The sequence below is a fragment of the Arthrobacter sp. ISL-95 genome, from assembly GCF_018613695.1.
GTDB lineage: Bacteria > Actinomycetota > Actinomycetes > Actinomycetales > Micrococcaceae > Arthrobacter.
Genome location: NZ_JAGGPR010000001.1, coordinates 161,013 through 180,060 on the forward strand (window position 1 = coordinate 161,013; position 19,048 = coordinate 180,060).

The window sequence follows — 19,048 nt, forward strand, 5'->3', positions numbered from 1 at the left end:
TGTGGTAGCTTTGAAAAGCAAATATTCCTTTTTTAATTCCGTCCCGTGAGGCGGGGAAAGGGGAGACGAGCGATGACTGAAGTCACTTCAGGGCACGTGCCGTCGCGGGTTGTTCTCAATCAGGCGGACATTGATCGTGCGCTCACTCGTATCGCCCACGAGATCCTTGAAGCCAACAAAGGATCCCAGGATTTGGTCCTGTTGGGCATTCCCAGCCGCGGCTATCCATTGGCCGTGCGGCTTGCCAGGAAGATCGCAGCAGCCGACCCCACGGTTAACGCCGAAGCCATGGTGGGCCAACTGGACGTCACCATGTTCCGTGACGATCTTTCCCACCAGCCCACGCGGCCCCCGCGACACACCCGGCTCCCGTTGTCAGGCATCGATAACAAAGTTGTTGTCCTGATTGACGACGTCCTGTATTCGGGGCGGACCATTCGCGCTGCTCTGGATGCCCTGGTTGATCTTGGCCGCCCGCGGATTGTCCGCCTTGCTGTGCTTGTGGACAGGGGACACCGCGAGCTTCCCATCCGGGCAGATCACGTGGGAAAGAACCTGCCCACTTCCTCATCGGAAAAGGTCCGGGTCCACCTCGAGGAGATCGACTCCGTGGACGGCGTCCCCGTCAACGAGGTAGTTATTGAGGCTGGCAAGTGAAACATCTCCTTTCCACCGAAAACCTCAGTCTTTTCGATGCCATCCGTGTGCTGGACACGGCCGAGGAAATGTCCGTGGTCGGCGAGCGTGAGGTAAAGAAACTCCCGGCGCTGCGCGGCCGGACCGTGGTGAACCTCTTCTTCGAGGACTCCACCCGTACCCGCATCTCCTTCGAGGCAGCAGCCAAGCGACTCTCAGCTGATGTCATCAACTTTGCCGCCAAAGGATCCTCGGTATCCAAGGGAGAGTCCCTCAAGGACACGGCGCAAACACTGGCAGCCATGGGCGCGGACGCTGTCGTGATCCGGCACTGGGCCTCCGGCGCGCCGCACCGGCTTGCTGCTACGGACTGGATAGACGCAGCGGTCATCAACGCCGGCGACGGGACCCATGAGCACCCCACCCAGGCCCTGCTGGACGCTTTCACCATGCGTAGGCATTGGTCGCAGGTCAACGGCACTGAGTCCACGGGGGCAGACCTCAAAGGCATGCGGGTAGCGATTGCCGGCGATGTCCTGCACTCGCGCGTTGCCCGTTCCAATGTCTGGCTGCTCAAGACCCTTGGCGCCGAGGTCACGCTCGTGGCGCCACCCACGCTGCTGCCCATCGGCGTCGAGCGCTGGCCTTGCAAGGTCAGTTACAACCTGGATGAGACGCTGGAAGCCGGCACCGACGCCATGATGATGCTGCGCGTCCAGGGTGAGCGCATGAACGCCTCGTTCTTCCCTTCAACCCGCGAGTATTCGCGCCGGTGGGGTTTCGACGACGCACGGCTCCGCGCGCTGGATGACCTCGGCATGAAGGACACCATCATCATGCACCCAGGCCCCATGAACCGGGGCTTGGAGATTTCATCGGCAGCCGCCGATTCGCCGCGTTCAACTGTTCTCGCTCAGGTGCGAAACGGTGTCTCGGTCCGCATGGCGGCCCTGTACCTGCTGCTCTCCGGTGATTCCCGTGAAGCCGCCCCCAACGTAAGCCTGTCCAGCAAGGAGACCAACTGATGGCCGAGAACACCTACCTGATTCGTGGGGCCGCCATCCTCGGCGGCGAAGCTGAAGACCTCTTGATCCGTGACGGCGTCATTGAAGCACGCGGCAAGGACCTTTCCGCGGACGACGCAACTGTGATCGACGCCCAGGGCCTCGTTGCACTGCCAGGCATGGTGGACGTTCACACGCACTTGCGCGAACCCGGCCGCGAAGACGCCGAAACGGTGGAGACCGGCACCCGCGCGGCTGCCCTGGGTGGTTTCACCGCTGTCCACGCCATGGCCAACAGCAACCCGGTGGCTGACACAGCCGGAGTCGTCGAGCAGGTTCACAGCCTGGGTCGTGCATCCGGGTGGGTGGATGTCCGGCCAGTGGGTGCCGTCACCGTGGGTTTGGCGGGACAGCAGCTGGCAGAACTGGGCGCAATGGCGGACTCCCGCGCCCAAGTCCGGATGTTCTCCGATGACGGCATCTGCGTCCACGATCCCGTCCTGATGCGCCGTGCCTTGGAATACGTCAAAGCGTTCGACGGCGTGGTGGCCCAGCACGCGCAGGAGCCCCGCCTTACCGCCGGTGCGCAGATGAATGAAGGCGCAGTGTCCGCAGTACTTGGACTCACCGGCTGGCCGGCTGTTGCCGAGGAAAGCATCATTGCCCGCGATGTTCTGCTGGCCCAGCACGTGGGTTCCCGCCTTCACGTTTGCCACGTCTCCACGGCAGGATCCGTGGAAATCGTGCGATGGGCCAAGGCGCGGGGGATCAACGTTACTGCCGAGGTCACTCCGCATCACCTCCTGCTCACTGATGAACTGGTCCGCAGCTACGACCCCGTCTACAAGGTCAACCCCCCGCTGCGCACCGATGCCGACGTTCAGGCGCTGAGGGAGGGCCTGGCCGATGGCACCATCGACGTCGTGGGAACCGACCACGCCCCGCACCCCAGCGAACACAAGGAATGTGAATGGGCGCAGGCTGCCATGGGCATGACCGGTCTTGAAACCGCACTGTCCGTGGTGCAGGAGACCATGATCGAAACCGGCCTCATGACCTGGGCTGATTTCGCCAGGGTGACCTCGTTCACGCCTGCAGTCATTGGGCGCGTCGTTGATCAGGGCCGCCCGCTGGAGGTTGGCGAACCTGCCAATGTCATCTTGGTGGACCCGGCTGCGCGTTGGACCGTTGACCCGCATAAAATGGCAACCATGGGCCGCAATTCACCGTTCAAGGGCAAGGAGCTGCCCGGATCCGTGGTGGCAACCTTCTTCAAAGGCCACCCCACGGTCCTCGACGGTCAGCTCAACACGCCTTACAGGTACCCGGCAGTCAGCAGCAACTAATGGACAACCAAACTCTGACCGTGCTCATCACGGTGCCGCTGATCGTCGTCGTCCTCGCGATGATCTGGCTGGGCTGGCGGAACCGGCTGAGGCGACAAGCCGACGTCGAACGCCTCCCGGAGGTGCCCGAACAGCTGACGCCGGCCGCAGTGGTCGCAGATGGCCAGTACGTGGCCACCACCACGGCGGGCGACTGGCTGGACCGGATAGCAGTCCAAGGCCTCGGTATCCGGACCAACGCGGAATTGAGCATTCACGCTGAAGGCGCACTGTTCGACCGTTCCGGTGCAGCCCCGGTATTCATCCCGCGCTCCGCACTGGTCGATAGCCGCGAAACCAACGGCATGGCCGGAAAATTCGTCGAAAAGGACGGACTCCTGGTTATCAACTGGAAGCTGGGCTCCCGTGAACTCGACACCGGATTCCGCTCCAGGCACGCAACCGACAAGCAGCTCCTCCTCGATGCCCTCCAAGAATTGATCTCCGCAGCCCCTCAGGCAGATGCCGATAGTGGAAAGTAATAAAGTGACGGATAGTAACGCAGCCACCACCCCCGCCCCCTCAGCAGCAGTACTCGTGCTCGAAGACGGCCGCATGTTCCGCGGCCGTAGCTATGGAGCCCAGGGAACCGCCCTGGGTGAGGCAGTCTTCGCCACCGGCATGACCGGCTACCAGGAGACCATCACCGATCCCTCCTACGCCCGCCAGCTGGTGGTCCAAACTGCTCCGCACATCGGGAACACAGGCGTCAACAGCGAAGACGCTGAATCCCGCCGAATCTGGGTGGCCGGGTACATTGTGCGCGACGCCGCGCGCCGACCCTCCAACTGGCGCTCCGAGCGCAGCCTCGATGAAGAATTGGTGGAGCAGGGAATCGTCGGCATCCAAGGCGTAGACACCCGTGCCATCACCCGCCACCTTCGCGAGCACAAGACCATGCGTGCAGGTATTTTCTCCGGTGAGGCCGCACAGGCCACCGACAAGGAACTCCTGAACGCTGTCCTGGCTAGTGCCCCCATGGAAGGCGCAGCGCTGGCTGAGGAAGTCTCCATTGACCAGGCCTACGTCGTGGAACCCAAGGACCACGGCTGGGAAGGCGAGCCGCGCTTCTCCATCGCGGCCGTTGACCTGGGCATCAAGGCGATGACACCCGTCCGCTTTGCAGAGCGTGGGGTGCGCGTGCACGTCCTGCCCGCAACCTCCACCCTGGAGGACGTCAACGCAGTCAAGCCGGACGGCTTCTTCATGTCCAACGGACCCGGTGACCCCGCCACGGCAGACCACCAGGTCTCGTTGCTGCGCTCGGTATTGGACGAGAAACTTCCGTACTTCGGCATCTGCTTCGGTAACCAGATCCTGGGCCGCGCCTTGGGCTTCGGCACCTACAAGCTCCGTTACGGCCACCGTGGCATCAATCAGCCCGTCATGGACCGCCGGACCGGCAAGGTGGAAATTACCTCGCAGAACCACGGCTTCGCCGTTGACGCGCCGCTGAACGGTTCCACCGTGGCGCCGGAGGAGCGCTTCGGCCGTGTTGAAGTCAGCCACGTTTCGTTGAACGACGACGTCGTCGAAGGACTCGCCTGCCTCGACATCCCCGCTTTCTCGGTCCAGTACCACCCTGAAGCCGCGGCCGGACCCCACGATGCCGCTTACCTCTTCGACCGCTTCATCGACCTCATGGCCGACACCAAGTCCAAGGCCACAGGCGCCAACTCCACCGATTCCAAGACTGAGGACAAGAAGTAATGCCCAAGCGTACAGATCTCAAGAGCGTCCTTGTCATCGGTTCCGGCCCCATTGTGATCGGCCAGGCGGCCGAATTCGACTACTCCGGTACACAGGCGCTTCGCGTCCTGAAGGAGGAGGGCCTGCGGGTCATCCTCGTGAACTCCAACCCGGCCACCATCATGACGGACCCCGAGTTCGCTGATGCCACCTACGTTGAGCCCATCACTCCCGAGGTGGTGGAAAAGATCATCGCCAAGGAGCGTCCGGACGCCATCCTGCCCACCTTGGGTGGCCAGACCGCGCTCAACACGGCTATCGCACTGGACAAGAACGGTGTGCTGGAGAAGTACAACGTGGAACTCATCGGCGCCAACATTGCCGCGATCGAACTCGGTGAAGACCGCGAGAAGTTCAAGGGCGTGGTGGAGCGTTGTGGCGCAGAATCTGCACGCAGCCACATCATCCACACCATGGACGAGGCCTTCGCTGCTGCGGAGGACCTCGGCTACCCGATGGTGGTCCGCCCGTCCTTCACCATGGGCGGCCTGGGCTCGGGCCTGGCGTACAACGAGGAAGACCTCCGCCGCATCGTCGGCCAAGGCCTCCAGTACAGCCCCACCACCGAGGTCCTGCTCGAAGAGAGCATCCTGGGCTGGAAGGAATACGAGCTGGAGATGATGCGCGACAAGAACGACAACGTCGTTGTGGTGTGCTCCATCGAGAACTTCGACCCCGTGGGTGTCCACACCGGTGACTCCATTACGGTTGCTCCGGCGTTGACCCTGACGGACCGCGAGTACCAGAAGCTGCGCGATGTTTCCATCGCCGTAATCCGCGAAGTCGGTGTGGACACCGGCGGCTGCAACATCCAGTTCGCCATTGATCCCGCCACAGGCCGTGTAGTGGTCATCGAGATGAACCCGCGCGTATCCCGGTCCTCCGCGCTGGCGTCCAAGGCAACCGGCTTTGCTATTGCCAAGATCGCCACGAAGCTGTCCCTGGGTTACACCTTGGACGAAATCCCGAACGACATCACGCAGAAGACGCCCGCCTCGTTCGAGCCCACCTTGGACTACGTGGTGGTGAAGGTTCCGCGCTTTGCTTTCGAAAAGTTCCCGGCAGCGGATAACACCCTGACTACCACCATGAAGTCCGTTGGCGAAGCCATGGCCATGGGCCGCAACTTTACCGAAGCCCTGCAGAAGGCTCTCCGTTCCTTGGAGCAGAAGGGCTCGCAGCTCGACTTCAGCTCCGTGCCGGAGTACGAGGTTGCCGAGCTCATCGAGAAGGCCAAGCGCCCCACAACGGACCGCCTGCACCAGGTGCAGCGGGCAATGCTGGGCGGTGCCACGGTGGAAGACCTTTTCGAAGCAACAAAGATCGATCCTTGGTTCCTGGACCAGCTGCAGCTCCTCAACGAGACCGCGCAGGAGATCCGCAAGGCCGGCGTGCTCACGGAGGAAATGCTGCGGAACGCCAAGCGCCATGGTTTCTCCGATGAGCAGATCGGTGCGCTGACGCACAACAACGAAGCTGTCGTCCGCGGCGTCCGCCAGGCCCTGGGCATCCGTCCGGTCTACAAGACAGTGGATACCTGTGCCGCCGAGTTCGCCGCCTACACTCCGTACCACTACTCGTCCTATGACGAGGAAGATGAGGTAGGCCTGCACGCCAAGCCCTCCGTCATCATCCTTGGCTCGGGGCCGAACCGCATTGGCCAGGGCATCGAGTTCGACTACTCCTGCGTCCATGCCTCCATGGCGCTGCGCAAGGCCGGCTACGAGACCGTCATGGTCAACTGCAACCCGGAGACCGTCTCCACGGACTACGACGTCTCCACGCGCCTCTATTTCGAGCCGCTGACCCTTGAGGACGTCCTCGAGGTCATCGCCGCTGAAGAGCGCACCGGTGGCGTCATGGGCGTCTTCGTGCAGCTTGGCGGTCAGACCCCGTTGAAGCTGGCGCAGCAGCTGGCCGACGCCGGCGTTCCGATTTTGGGCACTTCGCCAGAAGCGATCGATCTGGCGGAGCACCGCGGCGCGTTCGCCCGTGTCCTGGATGAAGCCGGACTGACCTCCCCGAAGAACGGCACCGCCGTATCCTTCGAGGACGCCAAGAAGATCGCCGACGAAATCGGCTACCCGGTGCTGGTCCGTCCGTCTTACGTCCTCGGCGGCCGCGGCATGGAAATCGTCTACGACGAAGCAAACCTCTCCCGTTATATCGCCAACGCCACGGAAATCACCACGGACCACCCGGTGCTGATCGACCGCTTCCTTGAGGACGCCGTCGAAATTGACGTTGATGCTCTCTTCGACGGCACTGACATGTACCTCGGTGGCATCATGGAGCACATCGAAGAAGCCGGGATCCATTCCGGTGACTCTGCTTGCGTGCTTCCCCCGATCACCCTGGGCAACAACGTGATAGAGCGGGTGCGCACGGCGACCCGAGCCATTGCCGAAGGTGTGGGCGTCCGGGGCCTCATCAACATCCAGTTCGCACTGGCCTCTGATGTCCTGTACGTCCTTGAAGCCAACCCGCGTGCTTCGCGCACCGTTCCGTTCGTCTCCAAGGCAACGGGTGTGCAAATGGCCAAGGCGGCAGCGCTCATCGGCACGGGGGTGACCATTAACCAGCTCCGCGGCGCCTACAAGATGCTGCCGGAAACCGGTGACGGCTCCACCCTGCCGCTGGACGCCCCGGTTGCTGTCAAGGAGGCAGTCCTTCCGTTCAGCCGCTTCCGTACTCCTGAAGGCAAGGTTGTGGACTCCCTGCTCGGCCCGGAAATGCGCTCCACCGGTGAAGTCATGGGCATCGACAAGCACTTTGACACGGCGTTCGCCAAGAGCCAGGCAGCGGCAAACAACGCCCTGCCCACCGAAGGCAAGATTTTCGTCTCAGTAGCCAACCGCGACAAGCGCTCGGTGATCATGGGCGTCAAGCGCCTCTCGGACCTGGGCTTCGAGATCGTCTCCACCGGAGGCACGGCTGACGTGCTGCGCCGCAACGGCATCCAGGCGACTCCGGTACGCAAGGTTGCCGAGGGCAGCAGCGCAGAGGGCGAAGGCACCATTGCTGATCTGGTCATCGCGGGCGAGATCGACATGGTCTTCAACACGCCCTCCGGTGGCGAGGCCCGCAGCGACGGATACGAACTCCGTGCCGCTGCCACGTCCATCGGCATTCCCTGCATCACCACCGTTGCCGAGTTCAACGCCGCCGTGCAGGCCATTGAGGCCTTGCGCACCTACGAATGGTCTGTGACCAGCCTGCAGGAGCATGCGGCCAACCTCGCGGCAGCAAAGGAAGCAGCCAGTGCCTGAGTCTGCTTCACCACAGCAGGAGCAGCAGCCGGCCCGGGAGTCTTTTGGCTCCCGGCTGGCTGCGGCCATGGCGGCCCGCGGTCCGCTCTGTGTCGGTATCGACCCCCACCCGCAGCTCTTGGCTGAATGGGGTTTAAACGACGACGTCGCCGGCCTGGAGCGCTTCTCGCTGACAGTGGTGGAGGCCGTGGCTTCACTCGCTGCCGCGGTCAAGCCGCAGGTGGCGCTCTACGAGCGACACGGCTCGGCCGGAATGGCTGTTCTGGAACGCACCCTCGCCGCCTCCGCGGAGGCGGGCGTGCTCAGCATCGCCGACGCCAAGCGTGGGGATATCGGCTCCACCATGGCGGCTTACGCGGATGCATGGCTGCGGGATGGTTCGTCCTTGGCTGCGGACTCGGTGACCCTGAGCCCGTACCTTGGCTTTGAGTCCCTGCGCCCGGCTTTGGATCTTGCTGCGCAGTACGGCAGGGGAGTGTTCGTGCTTGCACTGACATCGAATCCGGAAGGAAAGTCTGTCCAGCACGTCGGCGGAAGCGATTCCGTTGCGCGCAGGATTGTGGCCGCAACTGCAGCTGAAAACCAGCGGTACCAGGGCACTCTTGGTTCTGTGGGTTTGGTTGTTGGCGCCACCATCGGTTCCGCGCTGGAGGATCTTGGCATCGACCTTGCCCCGGTCCGTGGAGCTATCCTGGCCCCGGGCCTCGGCGCCCAGGGCGCTACTCCTGCTGATCTTCGAGCGACTTTCGGCGCCGCCTACCCCAGCGTCCTGGCGACCTCCAGCCGTAGGATCCTGGCTGCTGGTCCGTCTTTGGCGGGCCTGCGTGCCGCTACAGAAGAGACGCTGGGCGGGCTTCGCTCGGAGTAAGTTGCCCACCCTCATTGCGCAACCGGGCCCCCTGCCGGTAGGTTCAGGATCAGTCCGCGTGATCTGGATCACAATCGCGATCTGACAGGGGTTTGGCAGTGGGCCTTAAAGAGCTGACACCGCAGGAGCGTTCCGATGCGCTTGAGAAGGCTGCCAAGGCGCGGGCCGTGCGTGCCGCCGCCAAGGAAAGACTCAAGCGCGGGGAGGTTAGCGTAGCGGAGCTCATTTCTTCCGGTACCACCGATGAAGCCATTGCGCGCATGAGGGTAGTGGAGTTGTTGGAGGCCCTGCCCGGCATCGGGCCCGTCAGGGCTGCCGGGATCATGGCGGAGATCGGCATTGCGGGATCCCGGCGCATCAGGGGGTTGGGAATTCACCAGGCCCGGGCGCTGGTAGATTTTATGGATACCCAGCAAAGCGTTTGACGCATCTCCCCGAAGGAATCCGTGAGCAAGAAACCCGGACTGACTGTCCTTGCAGGCCCCACTGCCGTTGGCAAGGGAACCGTATCCACCTACATCAGGGACAACTATCCGGAGGTTTGGCTCTCAGTCTCGGCAACAACCCGGGCTGCGCGTCCGGGCGAAAAGGACGGGGTTCACTACTTCTTCAAGTCCGCCGAGGAGTTTGACTCCCTTGTAGCTGAGGGTGAGCTGCTGGAGTGGGCCGTGGTACATGGCCGAAACCGCTACGGGACCCTCCGCAGCACCGTGGATGCCGCTATCGCCGACGGAAAGTCGGTACTTCTTGAGATTGACCTCCAAGGTGCGCGACAGGTCAAAGCTGCCGTCCCGGACGCGAATTTCGTGTTCCTGGCACCACCCAGCTGGGACGAAATGGTGCGCCGCCTGGTGGGTCGCGGCACCGAAACTCCCGAGGAACAGCAGCGCAGGCTGGGAACCGCTAAACTGGAACTTGCTGCTGAACCGGAGTTTGACCACACCGTCATCAATGACGACGTTCGCCGGGCAGCGGACGAGCTTGTTTCACTCATGGGGCTTACCCCGCACCAGCGCTAAAGCGCTTGCATTTGTTGGCCCGCTAAAATTTGGAGAATTCGTGTCCACGAACCTTGAAGGCATCATCAACCCGCCGATCGATTCGCTGCTTGAGGCTGCTGATTCCAAGTACGGCCTGGTCATCTTCGGCGCCAAGCGCGCCCGCCAGATCAATGCCTACTACGCACAGCTGCACGAGGGCCTGTTCGAGTACGTTGGCCCGTTGGTTGACACCAAGCTGAATGAGAAGTCGTTGTCCATCGCGCTGCGCGAGATCAACGAAGGCCTGCTGGTTTCCACGCCGATCGAGCCCGCAGAATAACAAAGACTGCCTGTTGACGGAGGTCACGTGCGCATAGTCCTCGGAGTCGGGGGAGGGATCGCAGCCTATAAGGTTGCATCGCTCCTCCGGCTTTTTACTGAAGCCGGTCACAAGGTGTCGGTCATCCCCACGGATGCCGCTACCCGATTCGTCGGTGTGGCCACCTGGGAAGCCCTTTCCGGCAACCCTGTGAGCAACAGCGTCTTCGACGACGTCGAGAAGGTCAACCATGTCCGCCTGGGGCATGAGGCGGACCTGATCGTGGTTGCTCCTGCCACCGCCGATCTCCTGGCCAAGGCAGCTACCGGACAAGCAGGCGACCTCCTCACCAACACGCTCCTCATGGCCAACGGGCCGGTTCTGTTTGCTCCTGCCATGCACACGGAAATGTGGCAGCACGCCGCAACCCAAACCAACGTTGAGACGTTGCGGAGCCGTGGCGTGACGGTGCTCGAGCCTGCTTCCGGTCGCCTGACGGGAGCCGACTCGGGTCCGGGCCGTCTGCCCGAACCGGAAGCCATTTTTGCTGCCGCCATGGCTTTGGCTGAGGCTTCTACGGATGACGAACCGGACGCAGCACCAGCCGCGCACACATCCTTGGCTGGACGTACGGTCAGCATCTCCGCCGGTGGCACCCGGGAAGCGTTGGACCCGGTCCGGTTCCTGGGCAACCGCTCCTCCGGCAAACAGGGCGCAGCTTTGGCCGCGGCGGCTTTGGCTGCCGGAGCAACAGTTCGGTTCCTTGCTGCGCACATGGACGTCCAGCCGCCTGCCGGCGTCGAGCTTGTCCGCGTTGAATCAGCCTTGGAACTGCGCGAGGCTGCGCTAAAAGCTGCAGTGGACTCCGACGTCGTTATTATGGCTGCTGCCGTCGCGGACTTCCGTCCGGCAGAGGTCTCGGACACCAAGATCAAGAAGGTCGACGGCGAGGACGCACCTGTGGTGCGGTTGATCCGGAACCCGGACATTCTGCACGAGCTGGTGGAGCGTCGCAATGCCGGCGGTGGCCAGCAGTTGATTGTCGGTTTCGCAGCCGAAACGGGCGACGCCCAAGGCGACGTCCTGGAACATGCAGCGGCCAAGCTCAAGCGCAAGGGCTGCGACCTCCTGGTGGTGAACCAAGTGGGCATTGGCCGTGTTTTCGGCCTAGATGAGAACTCAGTGGTCATTCTCTCCGGTCACGGAGCCGCAGCTGAATCGGCCGCCGGCTCAAAGGCCGACGTCGCGGCTGCTGTGATTGATCGGGTGGGCGCCGAACTCACGCGGGTCTTCCCGGCCACGTAACTGAGCCCACACACCCGAATTCTTAGCAAAGGGACACACGGCAGATGCCGCCGTCCCGCAACCCAGTAAGGTGGTCGAGTGACTTTACCGCTGCACCATGAACACCATGGCACCCCGTCCAAGCTCCGGCTCTTCACCTCCGAATCGGTCACTGAAGGGCACCCGGACAAGATCTGCGACCAAATCAGCGACGCCATTTTGGACGCTCTGCTGGCTGCTGATCCTGAATCCCGGGTCGCTGTTGAAACCATGGCCACTACGGGCTTGGTGCACGTGGCTGGTGAGGTTACTACCGATGCCTACGTGGAGATTCCGCAGATTGTCCGCGAGACGATCCTGGGCATTGGCTATGACTCGTCCGCAAATGGATTCGACGGCGCCCGCTGTGGTGTGTCGGTGTCCATCGGCCAACAGTCCAACGACATCGCCGGTGGCGTATTCAACTCACTTGAGGCCCGTGAAGGCCGGCAAGAGGACGACTACGACCTCCAGGGCGCCGGCGATCAGGGAATCATGTTTGGCTATGCCAGCGATGAGACGGCGTCTTACATGCCTACCCCCATCTGGCTCGCCCACCGTTTGTCCGAACGCCTTACTGAGGTCCGCAAGAACGGCGAGTTGGCTTACCTTCGCCCGGACGGCAAGACACAGGTCACCGTAGGTTACGACGGCGATCGGCCGGTTTCCGTGGAAACTGTGGTCATCTCCAGCCAGCACGCTGAAGAGGCCAGCCTTGAGCAGCTTCGCGCGGACTTGGCCAGCTACGTGATCGACCCCGTCATGTCAGCCTCCAACCTGGATATCTCACACACCGCAAACATCCTCAACCCTGCAGGCGCCTTCGTCATCGGCGGTCCCGTAGGGGACGCCGGGCTCACAGGACGCAAGATCATCGTGGACACTTACGGGGGATTTTCCCGCCACGGCGGTGGCGCATTCTCCGGTAAGGATCCGTCCAAGGTGGACCGTTCAGCGGCTTATGCCATGCGCTGGGTCGCCAAGAACGTGGTGGCCGCCGGACTGGCCAAGCGGGCTGAGATTCAAATTGCCTACGCCATCGGCCAGGCACGCCCGGTTGGAACGTACGTTGAGACCTTCGGCACGGAAACCGTTGATCCGGCCCGCATTAGCGAAGCCATCGATGAACTGTTCGACCTTCGTCCGCGCGCCATCATTGATGCGCTTGATCTCAAACGGCCCATTTACGCAAAGACGGCGGCCCACGGTCACTTTGGTCGCGACGACCCCGATTTCACGTGGGAACGCCTGGACCGGGTGGCCGACCTGAAGGAATACTTCAACGCCTGACCCTTGGACACCGGTTGGGCGGCGGACGCATCAACCCTGCGTTGTTGTAATGTCAGTGGCCCATGATTGGCTGGTGCCAGAGAGATGCCCGCGGCGGGTCAATCCCGCTGCGGGCATTCCAGGTTAAGAATGCGTGGTGCTTTTCCGCGCCAGAGGTGGAGGTGAAGTGCTTGGCAGGTCACGATGCCCAGCCGTCGTTGCTGCAGGGCTTTCCGGATCGCGCGCCGATCAACGGTCCGCCACTTGCGGCTGAAAATCCGGTGGCGAGGGTGGTGCTCGAGTCGTCCCTGCCCCATTTGGACCGGCCATTCGACTACAGCGTTCCAGCTGAACTCGCGGAGGTGGCTGCGCCCGGCGTCCGGGTTAAGGTCAAATTCAACGGCCAGGAGCTCAACGGCTACATCATTGAAAGGCGCGCAGACTCGGATGCTGCGGCACCGCTGAGCACCCTGCACAAAGTGGTCTCACCGGTTGCGGTCCTCACCCCGGCCGCTATGGAGTTGGCCGGTACCGTAGCTGCCCGGTACGCCGGAACCCTCAGCGATGTCCTTCGAACGGCAATTCCTCCGCGGGTGGCCAAGGTGGAGAAGGAGCTGCTGGCCGGAGAGTTGGACGCGGGTGTTGTTGACCTGAAACCGGACACGGATGCCCGCGCGTGGGCTTCTTACGGCAATGGCGAGCCGTATCTGCAGCACCTCGCTAACGGCGGTTCCCCCAAAGCTGTCCTCACTGCTCTCCAGGGATTCGGCCCTGATGGTTGGCCGGCCCTGGTAGCTTCGGCCGTTGCCACGGTTCGTTCTTCGGGACGCGGCGCGGTGGTGGTGGTGCCGGACTATCGTGATCTTGAGCAGTTGGAAAGGGCGCTGGGCAATGTCCTGCCCGCATCCGACGTTGCCCGGCTAACGGCCGATGACGGACAAACTCCCCGCTACAGGAACTTTCTCAGGCTTCTTAGCGGTGCGGCGGGAGTAGCGATCGGCACTCGCTCGGCGGCCTATGCTCCGGTTCGCGATCTTGGTCTGGTGATCTGCTGGGACGACGGCGACGACCTCCACATCGAGCAACGGGCTCCTTATGCGCACACCAGGGAAGTCCTGCTGTTGCGCGCCGAGCAGGAGAACGCTGCTTGTCTCATGGCCTCGCACAACCGAAGCACCGAACTCCAACGCCTTGTTGAGATGCAGTGGGCAGTTCCGATTGAAGCACCGCGAAGTACTGTCCGCGCCACAACGCCCAGGCTTCTCAACACCGCCGACAGTTTCGAACAAGAACGTGACCCACTGGCGCGTATTGCGCGTTTGCCGGGTGCGGCGTGGCGGGCAGCCAAAGAGGGCCTGGAGCGGGGTCCTGTCCTGGTCCAGGTGGCCCGGGCCGGATATGCCCCGTCTTTAGTGTGCGAGACATGCCGCGAATTGGCGCGCTGCAACGCCTGCCAGGGGCCTCTGGCCGTGTCCAGCAGTTCGGCCATGCCCGCTTGCCGGTGGTGCTCCACGCCCGCGCCGCAATGGCGCTGCGCTCACTGCAGCGGAACACGACTGCGCCGGGGAGCGGCAGGCGTCATGCGGACGGCAGAGGAGTTGGGGCGGGCTTTCCCGGGCAAAGCGGTGGTGACCTCTTCCGGTGAACACATCAAGGCAACTGTTTCTGATGCTCCCGCCCTGGTGGTCGCTACGGTGGGCGCTGAGCCTGTTGCACCAAACGGTTACGCGGCAGCCCTGTTACTGGACGGCAACTCGTTGCTCCGGCGCGAGAACCTGCGCGCAGGGGAGGACACTGTCCGCCGGTGGTTCAACGCCGCATCCCTCGTGAAGCCGGCCAGCCAAGGTGGACTCGTGGTCATTACAGCCGACGATACCGCGGCTACGGGAGCACTGTTGCGGTGGGATGCTGCCGGCTTCGCCTCACGTGAACTGGCGCTTCGAAAGGAATTGCAGCTGCCCCCGGCAGTCCGCGTGGCTTCCGTGACCGGTTCCAGGGCCGACGTCGTGCATTTCAGCGACGCTCTGGAGGCCAGCGCCGCGCTGGGCTCGGTAGCAAAGCTCCGCAAAGCCGGGCCCGCGCCGGTTCAGTTGTTCGGCGGTGCCCAATCGTCAGCCGCTGATATCGATGCAGAGGTCAGGACGCTCTACTTCATTCCTTACGCAGACGCTGCGGAGACCACCCGTGCCATGCGGGCTGTGAAGGTGGCCAGTGCCGCCAAGCGCACGTCGGGCCCGGTGCAGTTGCGGATGGACGGAGTAGACGTCCTCTGACCCTGGCTGTGCCCTCGGCTACGCCTTTCGTCGACGCTGAGACACCACTTCTTCGGCTGCGGCAAGGAGCTGCCGTGCCGATTCGTCCCAGTTGAATTTTGCAGCGCGTTCCACAGATGTTCGGGAGCGCTCCCGCCAGAGGGAATCCTCGCCCAGTGCAGTCACAGCCGCCGCGAATTCCGCCGGCGATTCAGGGTGAACGTAGCTGACGGCTTCGCCTCCGACCTCACGGAAGATGGGAATGTCACTTGCGATTACGGGCGTACCCAAGGCCATGGCCTCAACAAGCGGCAATCCATATCCCTCAGCACGTGAAAGGCTGACCAGTGCGGTGGCCCTCAGCAGGAGTTCGTCGTATTCCGCATCAGTGACACCGTTGTGAAACACCACCTTGGCTCGGTCGGGAACCAAGGCCTCCAATTCAGCTTTGCGTTGGGGGGTGATCCGGCTGAGCAAGTGCAGGGTGTATTCGTGCAGGCCGGACATGCCCCGGATCATGGTTTCGACGTTCTTGTAGGGCATGAACGAACCCATGTAGAGGATGGACTTGTCTGCGCCTGCTTCAGGGTCTCGAGGTGTTTGACCGGGTTGGGGTGCGTTCCCCACAATTCGAACGGGACGCTTCGTCAGTGCGTACTTGGCCATGAGGGCTTCAGTGGTGTGGCTGATGGTAGCCACGATGTCGGCGCGGTTGAGCAGGAGCCGCTGTGGCCAGAACGCCTTGTGGTAGAGCCTCCACAGCAGGCGGACGGGGGCGGGCAGGAAGCCCGGGGGTGTCGGGTGTTCGTAGTAAATGAGGTCATGAAGGGTGAGAACCAGCCCGTATTTGCGGCCGAAGGTGCCCATGGTCTGCATGGGGCAGACCACCACGTCAGCACCAACGGGGTTGACCTTGCGGGCCACGAACAATTCCAAAGGTGACAGCGGGCTGTTGACCATGACGTGCGGGACGTCAGGGAGAAGGGCCAGTTGGCGCTTGTCGCTGATCAGCATGGTGACGTCGGCGATTTTTGACGTTGCGGCTATGAGGCTGGAACCGTAGCGGCTGATGCCATCGTGATGGTCCGTTCGGGTAAAGCGGGCGTCGATGACGATTTTCACGCGGGATGTTCCTCCAGGAAGGTACGGATTGCTTCTGCGGCCGGAACCGGCGTCTCGTAGTGGATGAGATGCCCGACGTCGGGAATCACTTCCAGCTTTGCCTCGGGTAGGCGTTTCATGAGTTTGTGCTGGTTGGGAAGGGTGGCGATCTCATCTTTTTCGCCGGCAATGAGCAACACGGGGAGCGCTAATTGCTCAGCGACTTCAGCTACGTTGCCCGAGACGGAAGCCTTGAACGATTCGAGCAGGCTCTTCCTGTCTGCGAAGGCACTGAAATAGGCGTCGTGCTGGCCGTGGATGAAACGGCGCAGGTTTTTGTCCTTGGTCTTGGCCATGGTGATGCTCATGATGCGAACGATCACCCGGTTGCGAAGGACCGCCAGTCCCAGCGCGCGGGGAAGTTTGGCGGACACTTGGTAATACAGCACCGCAAGCTTTGTCATGATGCCCTTGGGACCCTCCAGAGCCGGGGCGGCGATCGGGTTGATGAGGACCAGCGGGTAGACGGCTCCCGGATTCGCGGCGGCAAAGTGGCTGGTAACGATTGAGCCAAAGGAGTGACCCAGAAGGACAGTCTTGTTATCCAAACCGAGCGCGGCCATGAAACCGGAGATGAACTTCCCATAGCGTTCAACGGTGTGTTCGTCCTCGACGAAGGGTTCCGAGCTCCCGAAGGCGGGCAGGTCCGGCATGATGATGCGCATTTCCGGAAGGTGATCGGCGACGCGCAGCAATCCATGGTGGTCTCCCCGGAAGCCATGGATGACCAGAACGGTGCGGGTCATGGGAGTGACGCTGACAGGCCGGTACGTCCAGTAGGCTACGTTGCTGCCGTCCACATCGACGTCGGAGGCGCTCGTCCGCCCCCGCAGCCCCGTGCTGAAGAAGTCGTTGGTGGCCTCTACACCCTTGGTGGAGTGTTCGGTGTCCACGTTGTCCATACGTTGGTCCCTACTTCACGTTGTCCGGGTGTGATCCCGTCCGATGATGGCGTTCGAGTGCTGCGATGCCGTCCATGTCCGCGCCCTCCAGGTCGAAATCGAAGACGGCGAAGTTTTCCTTGATCCGTCCCGCTGTGCTCGCTTTGGGGATGACCAGATTTCCCAACTGAAGATGCCACCGCAGAATGATCTGGGCCGGAGTCCGGCTGTACTTTTCGGACAGCGAGAGGATTGCCGGGTCCTCCAGCACCTGCCCGCGGCCAAGGGGGCTCCATGCCTCGGTGCGGATTCCGAGTTGCTCGTGCAAAGTCCGCAATCTGGTCTGCTGCAGCCAAGGGTGCAGTTCAATCTGGTTGACCGCAGGAACAACCTCGGCCTTTTGCATCAGCTGGTCGAGATGGTCGGGCTGGAAGTTGGAAACGCCGATGGCCCGCACCTTTCCCTCCCTGTAAAGGGTTTCCATGGCCTTATAGCTTTCGGCGAACAATCCCCGTCCGGCACACGGCCAATGAATCAGGTAGAGGTCCACGTAGTCGAGTCCAAGGTTTGCCATGGATGTGTCAAAGGCTCGCAGCGTTGCATCGTAGCCCTGGTCATCGTTCCAGACCTTGGTGGTTACGAAGACGTCCTCACGTGCGAGTGCGTGCACAGATTCGCCGGAGCCGCCGGTGCCTCTGTTGGCTTCGGCGGCGTCGCCGATTGCGCCGCCCAATGCCCGGCCCACACCTACCTCGTTGCCGTACATAGCTGCTGTATCGAATCTCCGGTAGCCTTCGCCGAGTGCCGTGGCGACCAATGCTTCTGCGTCCTTGGCGGGAACTTTATAGAGTCCGTATCCCATGCGGTCCATCTGTACGCCATTGTTCAGCGCCAACGTGTTTGATGTCAGCTCGGAAGGGGATCTCATAGCAACGACTCTACCCATTCCTTGCACGATTGCTTCAGGAATGGCCGTTGAAACTCACCAGGCGTCGGGCTGAGGCTTCGTCCAGAATAAGGTCTGTTGCCAGTCCCGCTGCCAGAGCTCCCTGGAGGCCGTTGATCTTGGACGCTCCTGATACCACGCAGATCCGGCGCCTGACTTGACGCAACTGTTCATGGCTGGGACCGGTTGACCTTGCATTCAGGGTGATGCCGTCCGAGGACCCGTCACTCCGGAAGAAGACCGTTGCAACGTCACCCACGACGTCGTCGGCCGCCAGCATGGTGAGGTCATGTTCATCGAGGTAACCACCGGCGTAGACATGGCTCGGGTAGTCCGAATCCACCGATCCGACGCCGAAGATGGCGATGCTCATCCGATCCTGCAAGTCCAGTATGCGTTGAACGCTGCGCTCATTCCACATTGCCGTCTTGGTGGAGGCATGATCAAAAAACGCCGGAACGGGGAACTGCTCCACGCGCGCACCGTAGGCGCTCCCGAAGCGCCGCATGATGTCACTGGCATAGGTAATGCCGGTGGTTTGCATGTTTCCGGCGCCGTTGAGCTGAACCACAATGCTGTCGTGGGTCACCTTGCGGGTGAGGTGCCGGCTGACCGCGCTGAGTGTCGCGCCCCAGGCCACGCCGATGATGGCATTCGAGTCCACCAAGGGCCCGATTGTTCGTGCAGCCTGCATGGCTACGCGGTCCAAGGTCTCGGCCTCGTTGAGAGTATCCAGAACCGGAACCACGTGGACGTCCACGCCGTACTGGTTCCGGATCTGGCTTTCCAGCTCAGGGCCGGTATCAAAGGGACTTCGAATCTGGATCTGAACCAAGCCTGTTTCCCTTGCGGAAGACAACAGCCTGGACACCGTGGACCTGGACGTCCGGAGTTCCCGGGCAATCGCATCCATGGTCAGGTCCTGCAGGTAATACATCTGTGCAGCCCGGAGCGCATCCGAGTGACGTGATCGTGCCATCTCATTTCCTTACTGCACGTTTGTGCA

General features: G+C 62.3%; 17 protein-coding genes. 13 read left to right on the plus strand and 4 right to left on the minus strand.

Annotated elements, in window-relative coordinates:
• Positions 1-72: 72 nt before the first annotated feature.
• The 13 genes from pyrR to J7I86_RS00850 all read left to right on the plus strand — a co-directional run bounded on the left by pyrR (position 73) and on the right by J7I86_RS00850 (position 15,075).
• Positions 73-657, plus strand: coding sequence for a bifunctional pyr operon transcriptional regulator/uracil phosphoribosyltransferase PyrR (gene pyrR / locus J7I86_RS00790; RefSeq protein ID WP_214814894.1), 585 nt, complete (start codon positions 73-75; stop codon positions 655-657).
• Positions 654-1,661: an aspartate carbamoyltransferase catalytic subunit gene (locus tag J7I86_RS00795; protein WP_214814895.1), complete on the plus strand. Its 1,008-nt coding sequence runs from the start codon at positions 654-656 to the stop codon at positions 1,659-1,661. Before pyrR ends, J7I86_RS00795 begins: the two co-directional genes overlap by 4 nt.
• Positions 1,661-2,986 (plus strand): dihydroorotase, encoded by a 1,326-nt coding sequence (locus tag J7I86_RS00800; protein WP_214814896.1) that lies wholly within the window; start codon positions 1,661-1,663, stop codon positions 2,984-2,986. Before J7I86_RS00795 ends, J7I86_RS00800 begins: the two co-directional genes overlap by 1 nt.
• The gene (locus tag J7I86_RS00805) at positions 2,986-3,507 is read left to right on the plus strand and encodes a hypothetical protein (RefSeq protein WP_214814897.1); all 522 of its coding nucleotides are present in this window, start codon (positions 2,986-2,988) and stop codon (positions 3,505-3,507) included. The genes J7I86_RS00800 and J7I86_RS00805 overlap by 1 nt, the downstream gene beginning before the upstream one ends.
• On the plus strand, positions 3,488-4,735 hold the full coding sequence (carA, locus tag J7I86_RS00810) for a glutamine-hydrolyzing carbamoyl-phosphate synthase small subunit (RefSeq protein WP_214814898.1): 1,248 nt from the start codon (positions 3,488-3,490) through the stop codon (positions 4,733-4,735). The genes J7I86_RS00805 and carA overlap by 20 nt, the downstream gene beginning before the upstream one ends.
• Positions 4,735-8,043 (plus strand): carbamoyl-phosphate synthase large subunit, encoded by a 3,309-nt coding sequence (gene carB, locus J7I86_RS00815; protein ID WP_214814899.1) that lies wholly within the window; start codon positions 4,735-4,737, stop codon positions 8,041-8,043. The genes carA and carB overlap by 1 nt, the downstream gene beginning before the upstream one ends.
• Positions 8,036-8,911 (plus strand): orotidine-5'-phosphate decarboxylase, encoded by an 876-nt coding sequence (gene pyrF / locus J7I86_RS00820; RefSeq protein ID WP_214814900.1) that lies wholly within the window; start codon positions 8,036-8,038, stop codon positions 8,909-8,911. Before carB ends, pyrF begins: the two co-directional genes overlap by 8 nt.
• Positions 8,912-9,009: 98 nt before the next feature.
• Positions 9,010-9,336, plus strand: coding sequence for an integration host factor, actinobacterial type (gene mihF / locus J7I86_RS00825; RefSeq protein ID WP_214814901.1), 327 nt, complete (start codon positions 9,010-9,012; stop codon positions 9,334-9,336).
• Positions 9,337-9,357: 21 nt separating this feature from the next.
• A complete protein-coding gene (gene gmk / locus J7I86_RS00830; protein ID WP_214814902.1) occupies positions 9,358-9,930 on the plus strand; it encodes a guanylate kinase in 573 nt (190 codons plus the stop codon).
• 40 nt (positions 9,931-9,970) lie between these two features.
• The gene (rpoZ, locus tag J7I86_RS00835; RefSeq protein ID WP_017197559.1) at positions 9,971-10,231 is read left to right on the plus strand and encodes a DNA-directed RNA polymerase subunit omega; all 261 of its coding nucleotides are present in this window, start codon (positions 9,971-9,973) and stop codon (positions 10,229-10,231) included.
• 27 nt (positions 10,232-10,258) lie between these two features.
• Positions 10,259-11,515 (plus strand): bifunctional phosphopantothenoylcysteine decarboxylase/phosphopantothenate--cysteine ligase CoaBC, encoded by a 1,257-nt coding sequence (coaBC, locus tag J7I86_RS00840; RefSeq protein WP_214814903.1) that lies wholly within the window; start codon positions 10,259-10,261, stop codon positions 11,513-11,515.
• A 78-nt stretch (positions 11,516-11,593) separates the two neighbouring features.
• Positions 11,594-12,823 (plus strand): methionine adenosyltransferase, encoded by a 1,230-nt coding sequence (gene metK / locus J7I86_RS00845; protein ID WP_214814904.1) that lies wholly within the window; start codon positions 11,594-11,596, stop codon positions 12,821-12,823.
• Between the two features lie 161 nt (positions 12,824-12,984).
• Entirely contained in the window at positions 12,985-15,075 is a 2,091-nt protein-coding gene (locus J7I86_RS00850; RefSeq protein ID WP_396019837.1) for a primosomal protein N', read from the plus strand.
• Positions 15,076-15,093: 18 nt separating this feature from the next.
• Here J7I86_RS00850 and J7I86_RS00855 read toward each other — a convergent pair whose 3' ends face one another.
• Genes J7I86_RS00855 through J7I86_RS00870 form a run of 4 tightly spaced genes read right to left on the minus strand, consistent with a single transcriptional unit; the run spans position 15,094 to position 19,021 of the window.
• The gene (locus J7I86_RS00855; protein ID WP_214814906.1) at positions 15,094-16,176 is read right to left on the minus strand and encodes a glycosyltransferase family 1 protein; all 1,083 of its coding nucleotides are present in this window, start codon (positions 16,174-16,176) and stop codon (positions 15,094-15,096) included.
• Positions 16,173-17,117: an alpha/beta fold hydrolase gene (locus J7I86_RS00860; RefSeq protein ID WP_214814907.1), complete on the minus strand. Its 945-nt coding sequence runs from the start codon at positions 17,115-17,117 to the stop codon at positions 16,173-16,175. The genes J7I86_RS00855 and J7I86_RS00860 overlap by 4 nt, the downstream gene beginning before the upstream one ends.
• 10 nt (positions 17,118-17,127) lie before the next feature.
• The gene (locus tag J7I86_RS00865; RefSeq protein ID WP_286179091.1) at positions 17,128-18,024 is read right to left on the minus strand and encodes an aldo/keto reductase; all 897 of its coding nucleotides are present in this window, start codon (positions 18,022-18,024) and stop codon (positions 17,128-17,130) included.
• Between the two features lie 34 nt (positions 18,025-18,058).
• Entirely contained in the window at positions 18,059-19,021 is a 963-nt protein-coding gene (locus tag J7I86_RS00870; protein ID WP_214814908.1) for a sugar-binding transcriptional regulator, read from the minus strand.
• Between the last annotated feature and the right edge of the window lie 27 nt (positions 19,022-19,048).

Excerpts from the sequence above, each read along its gene's own strand:
- pyrR (WP_214814894.1), top strand. The coding sequence starts at position 73 with ATGACTGAAGTCACTTCAGGGCACGTGCCGTCGCGGGTTGTTCTCAAT.
- J7I86_RS00800 (WP_214814896.1), top strand. The coding sequence starts at position 1,661 with ATGGCCGAGAACACCTACCTGATTCGTGGGGCCGCCATCCTCGGCGGC.
- J7I86_RS00805 (WP_214814897.1), top strand. The coding sequence starts at position 2,986 with ATGGACAACCAAACTCTGACCGTGCTCATCACGGTGCCGCTGATCGTC.
- carA (WP_214814898.1), top strand. The coding sequence starts at position 3,488 with ATGCCGATAGTGGAAAGTAATAAAGTGACGGATAGTAACGCAGCCACC.
- carB (WP_214814899.1), top strand. The coding sequence starts at position 4,735 with ATGCCCAAGCGTACAGATCTCAAGAGCGTCCTTGTCATCGGTTCCGGC.
- J7I86_RS00860 (WP_214814907.1), bottom strand. The coding sequence starts at position 17,117 with ATGGACAACGTGGACACCGAACACTCCACCAAGGGTGTAGAGGCCACC.
- J7I86_RS00865 (WP_286179091.1), bottom strand. The coding sequence starts at position 18,024 with ATGAGATCCCCTTCCGAGCTGACATCAAACACGTTGGCGCTGAACAAT.
- J7I86_RS00870 (WP_214814908.1), bottom strand. The coding sequence starts at position 19,021 with ATGGCACGATCACGTCACTCGGATGCGCTCCGGGCTGCACAGATGTAT.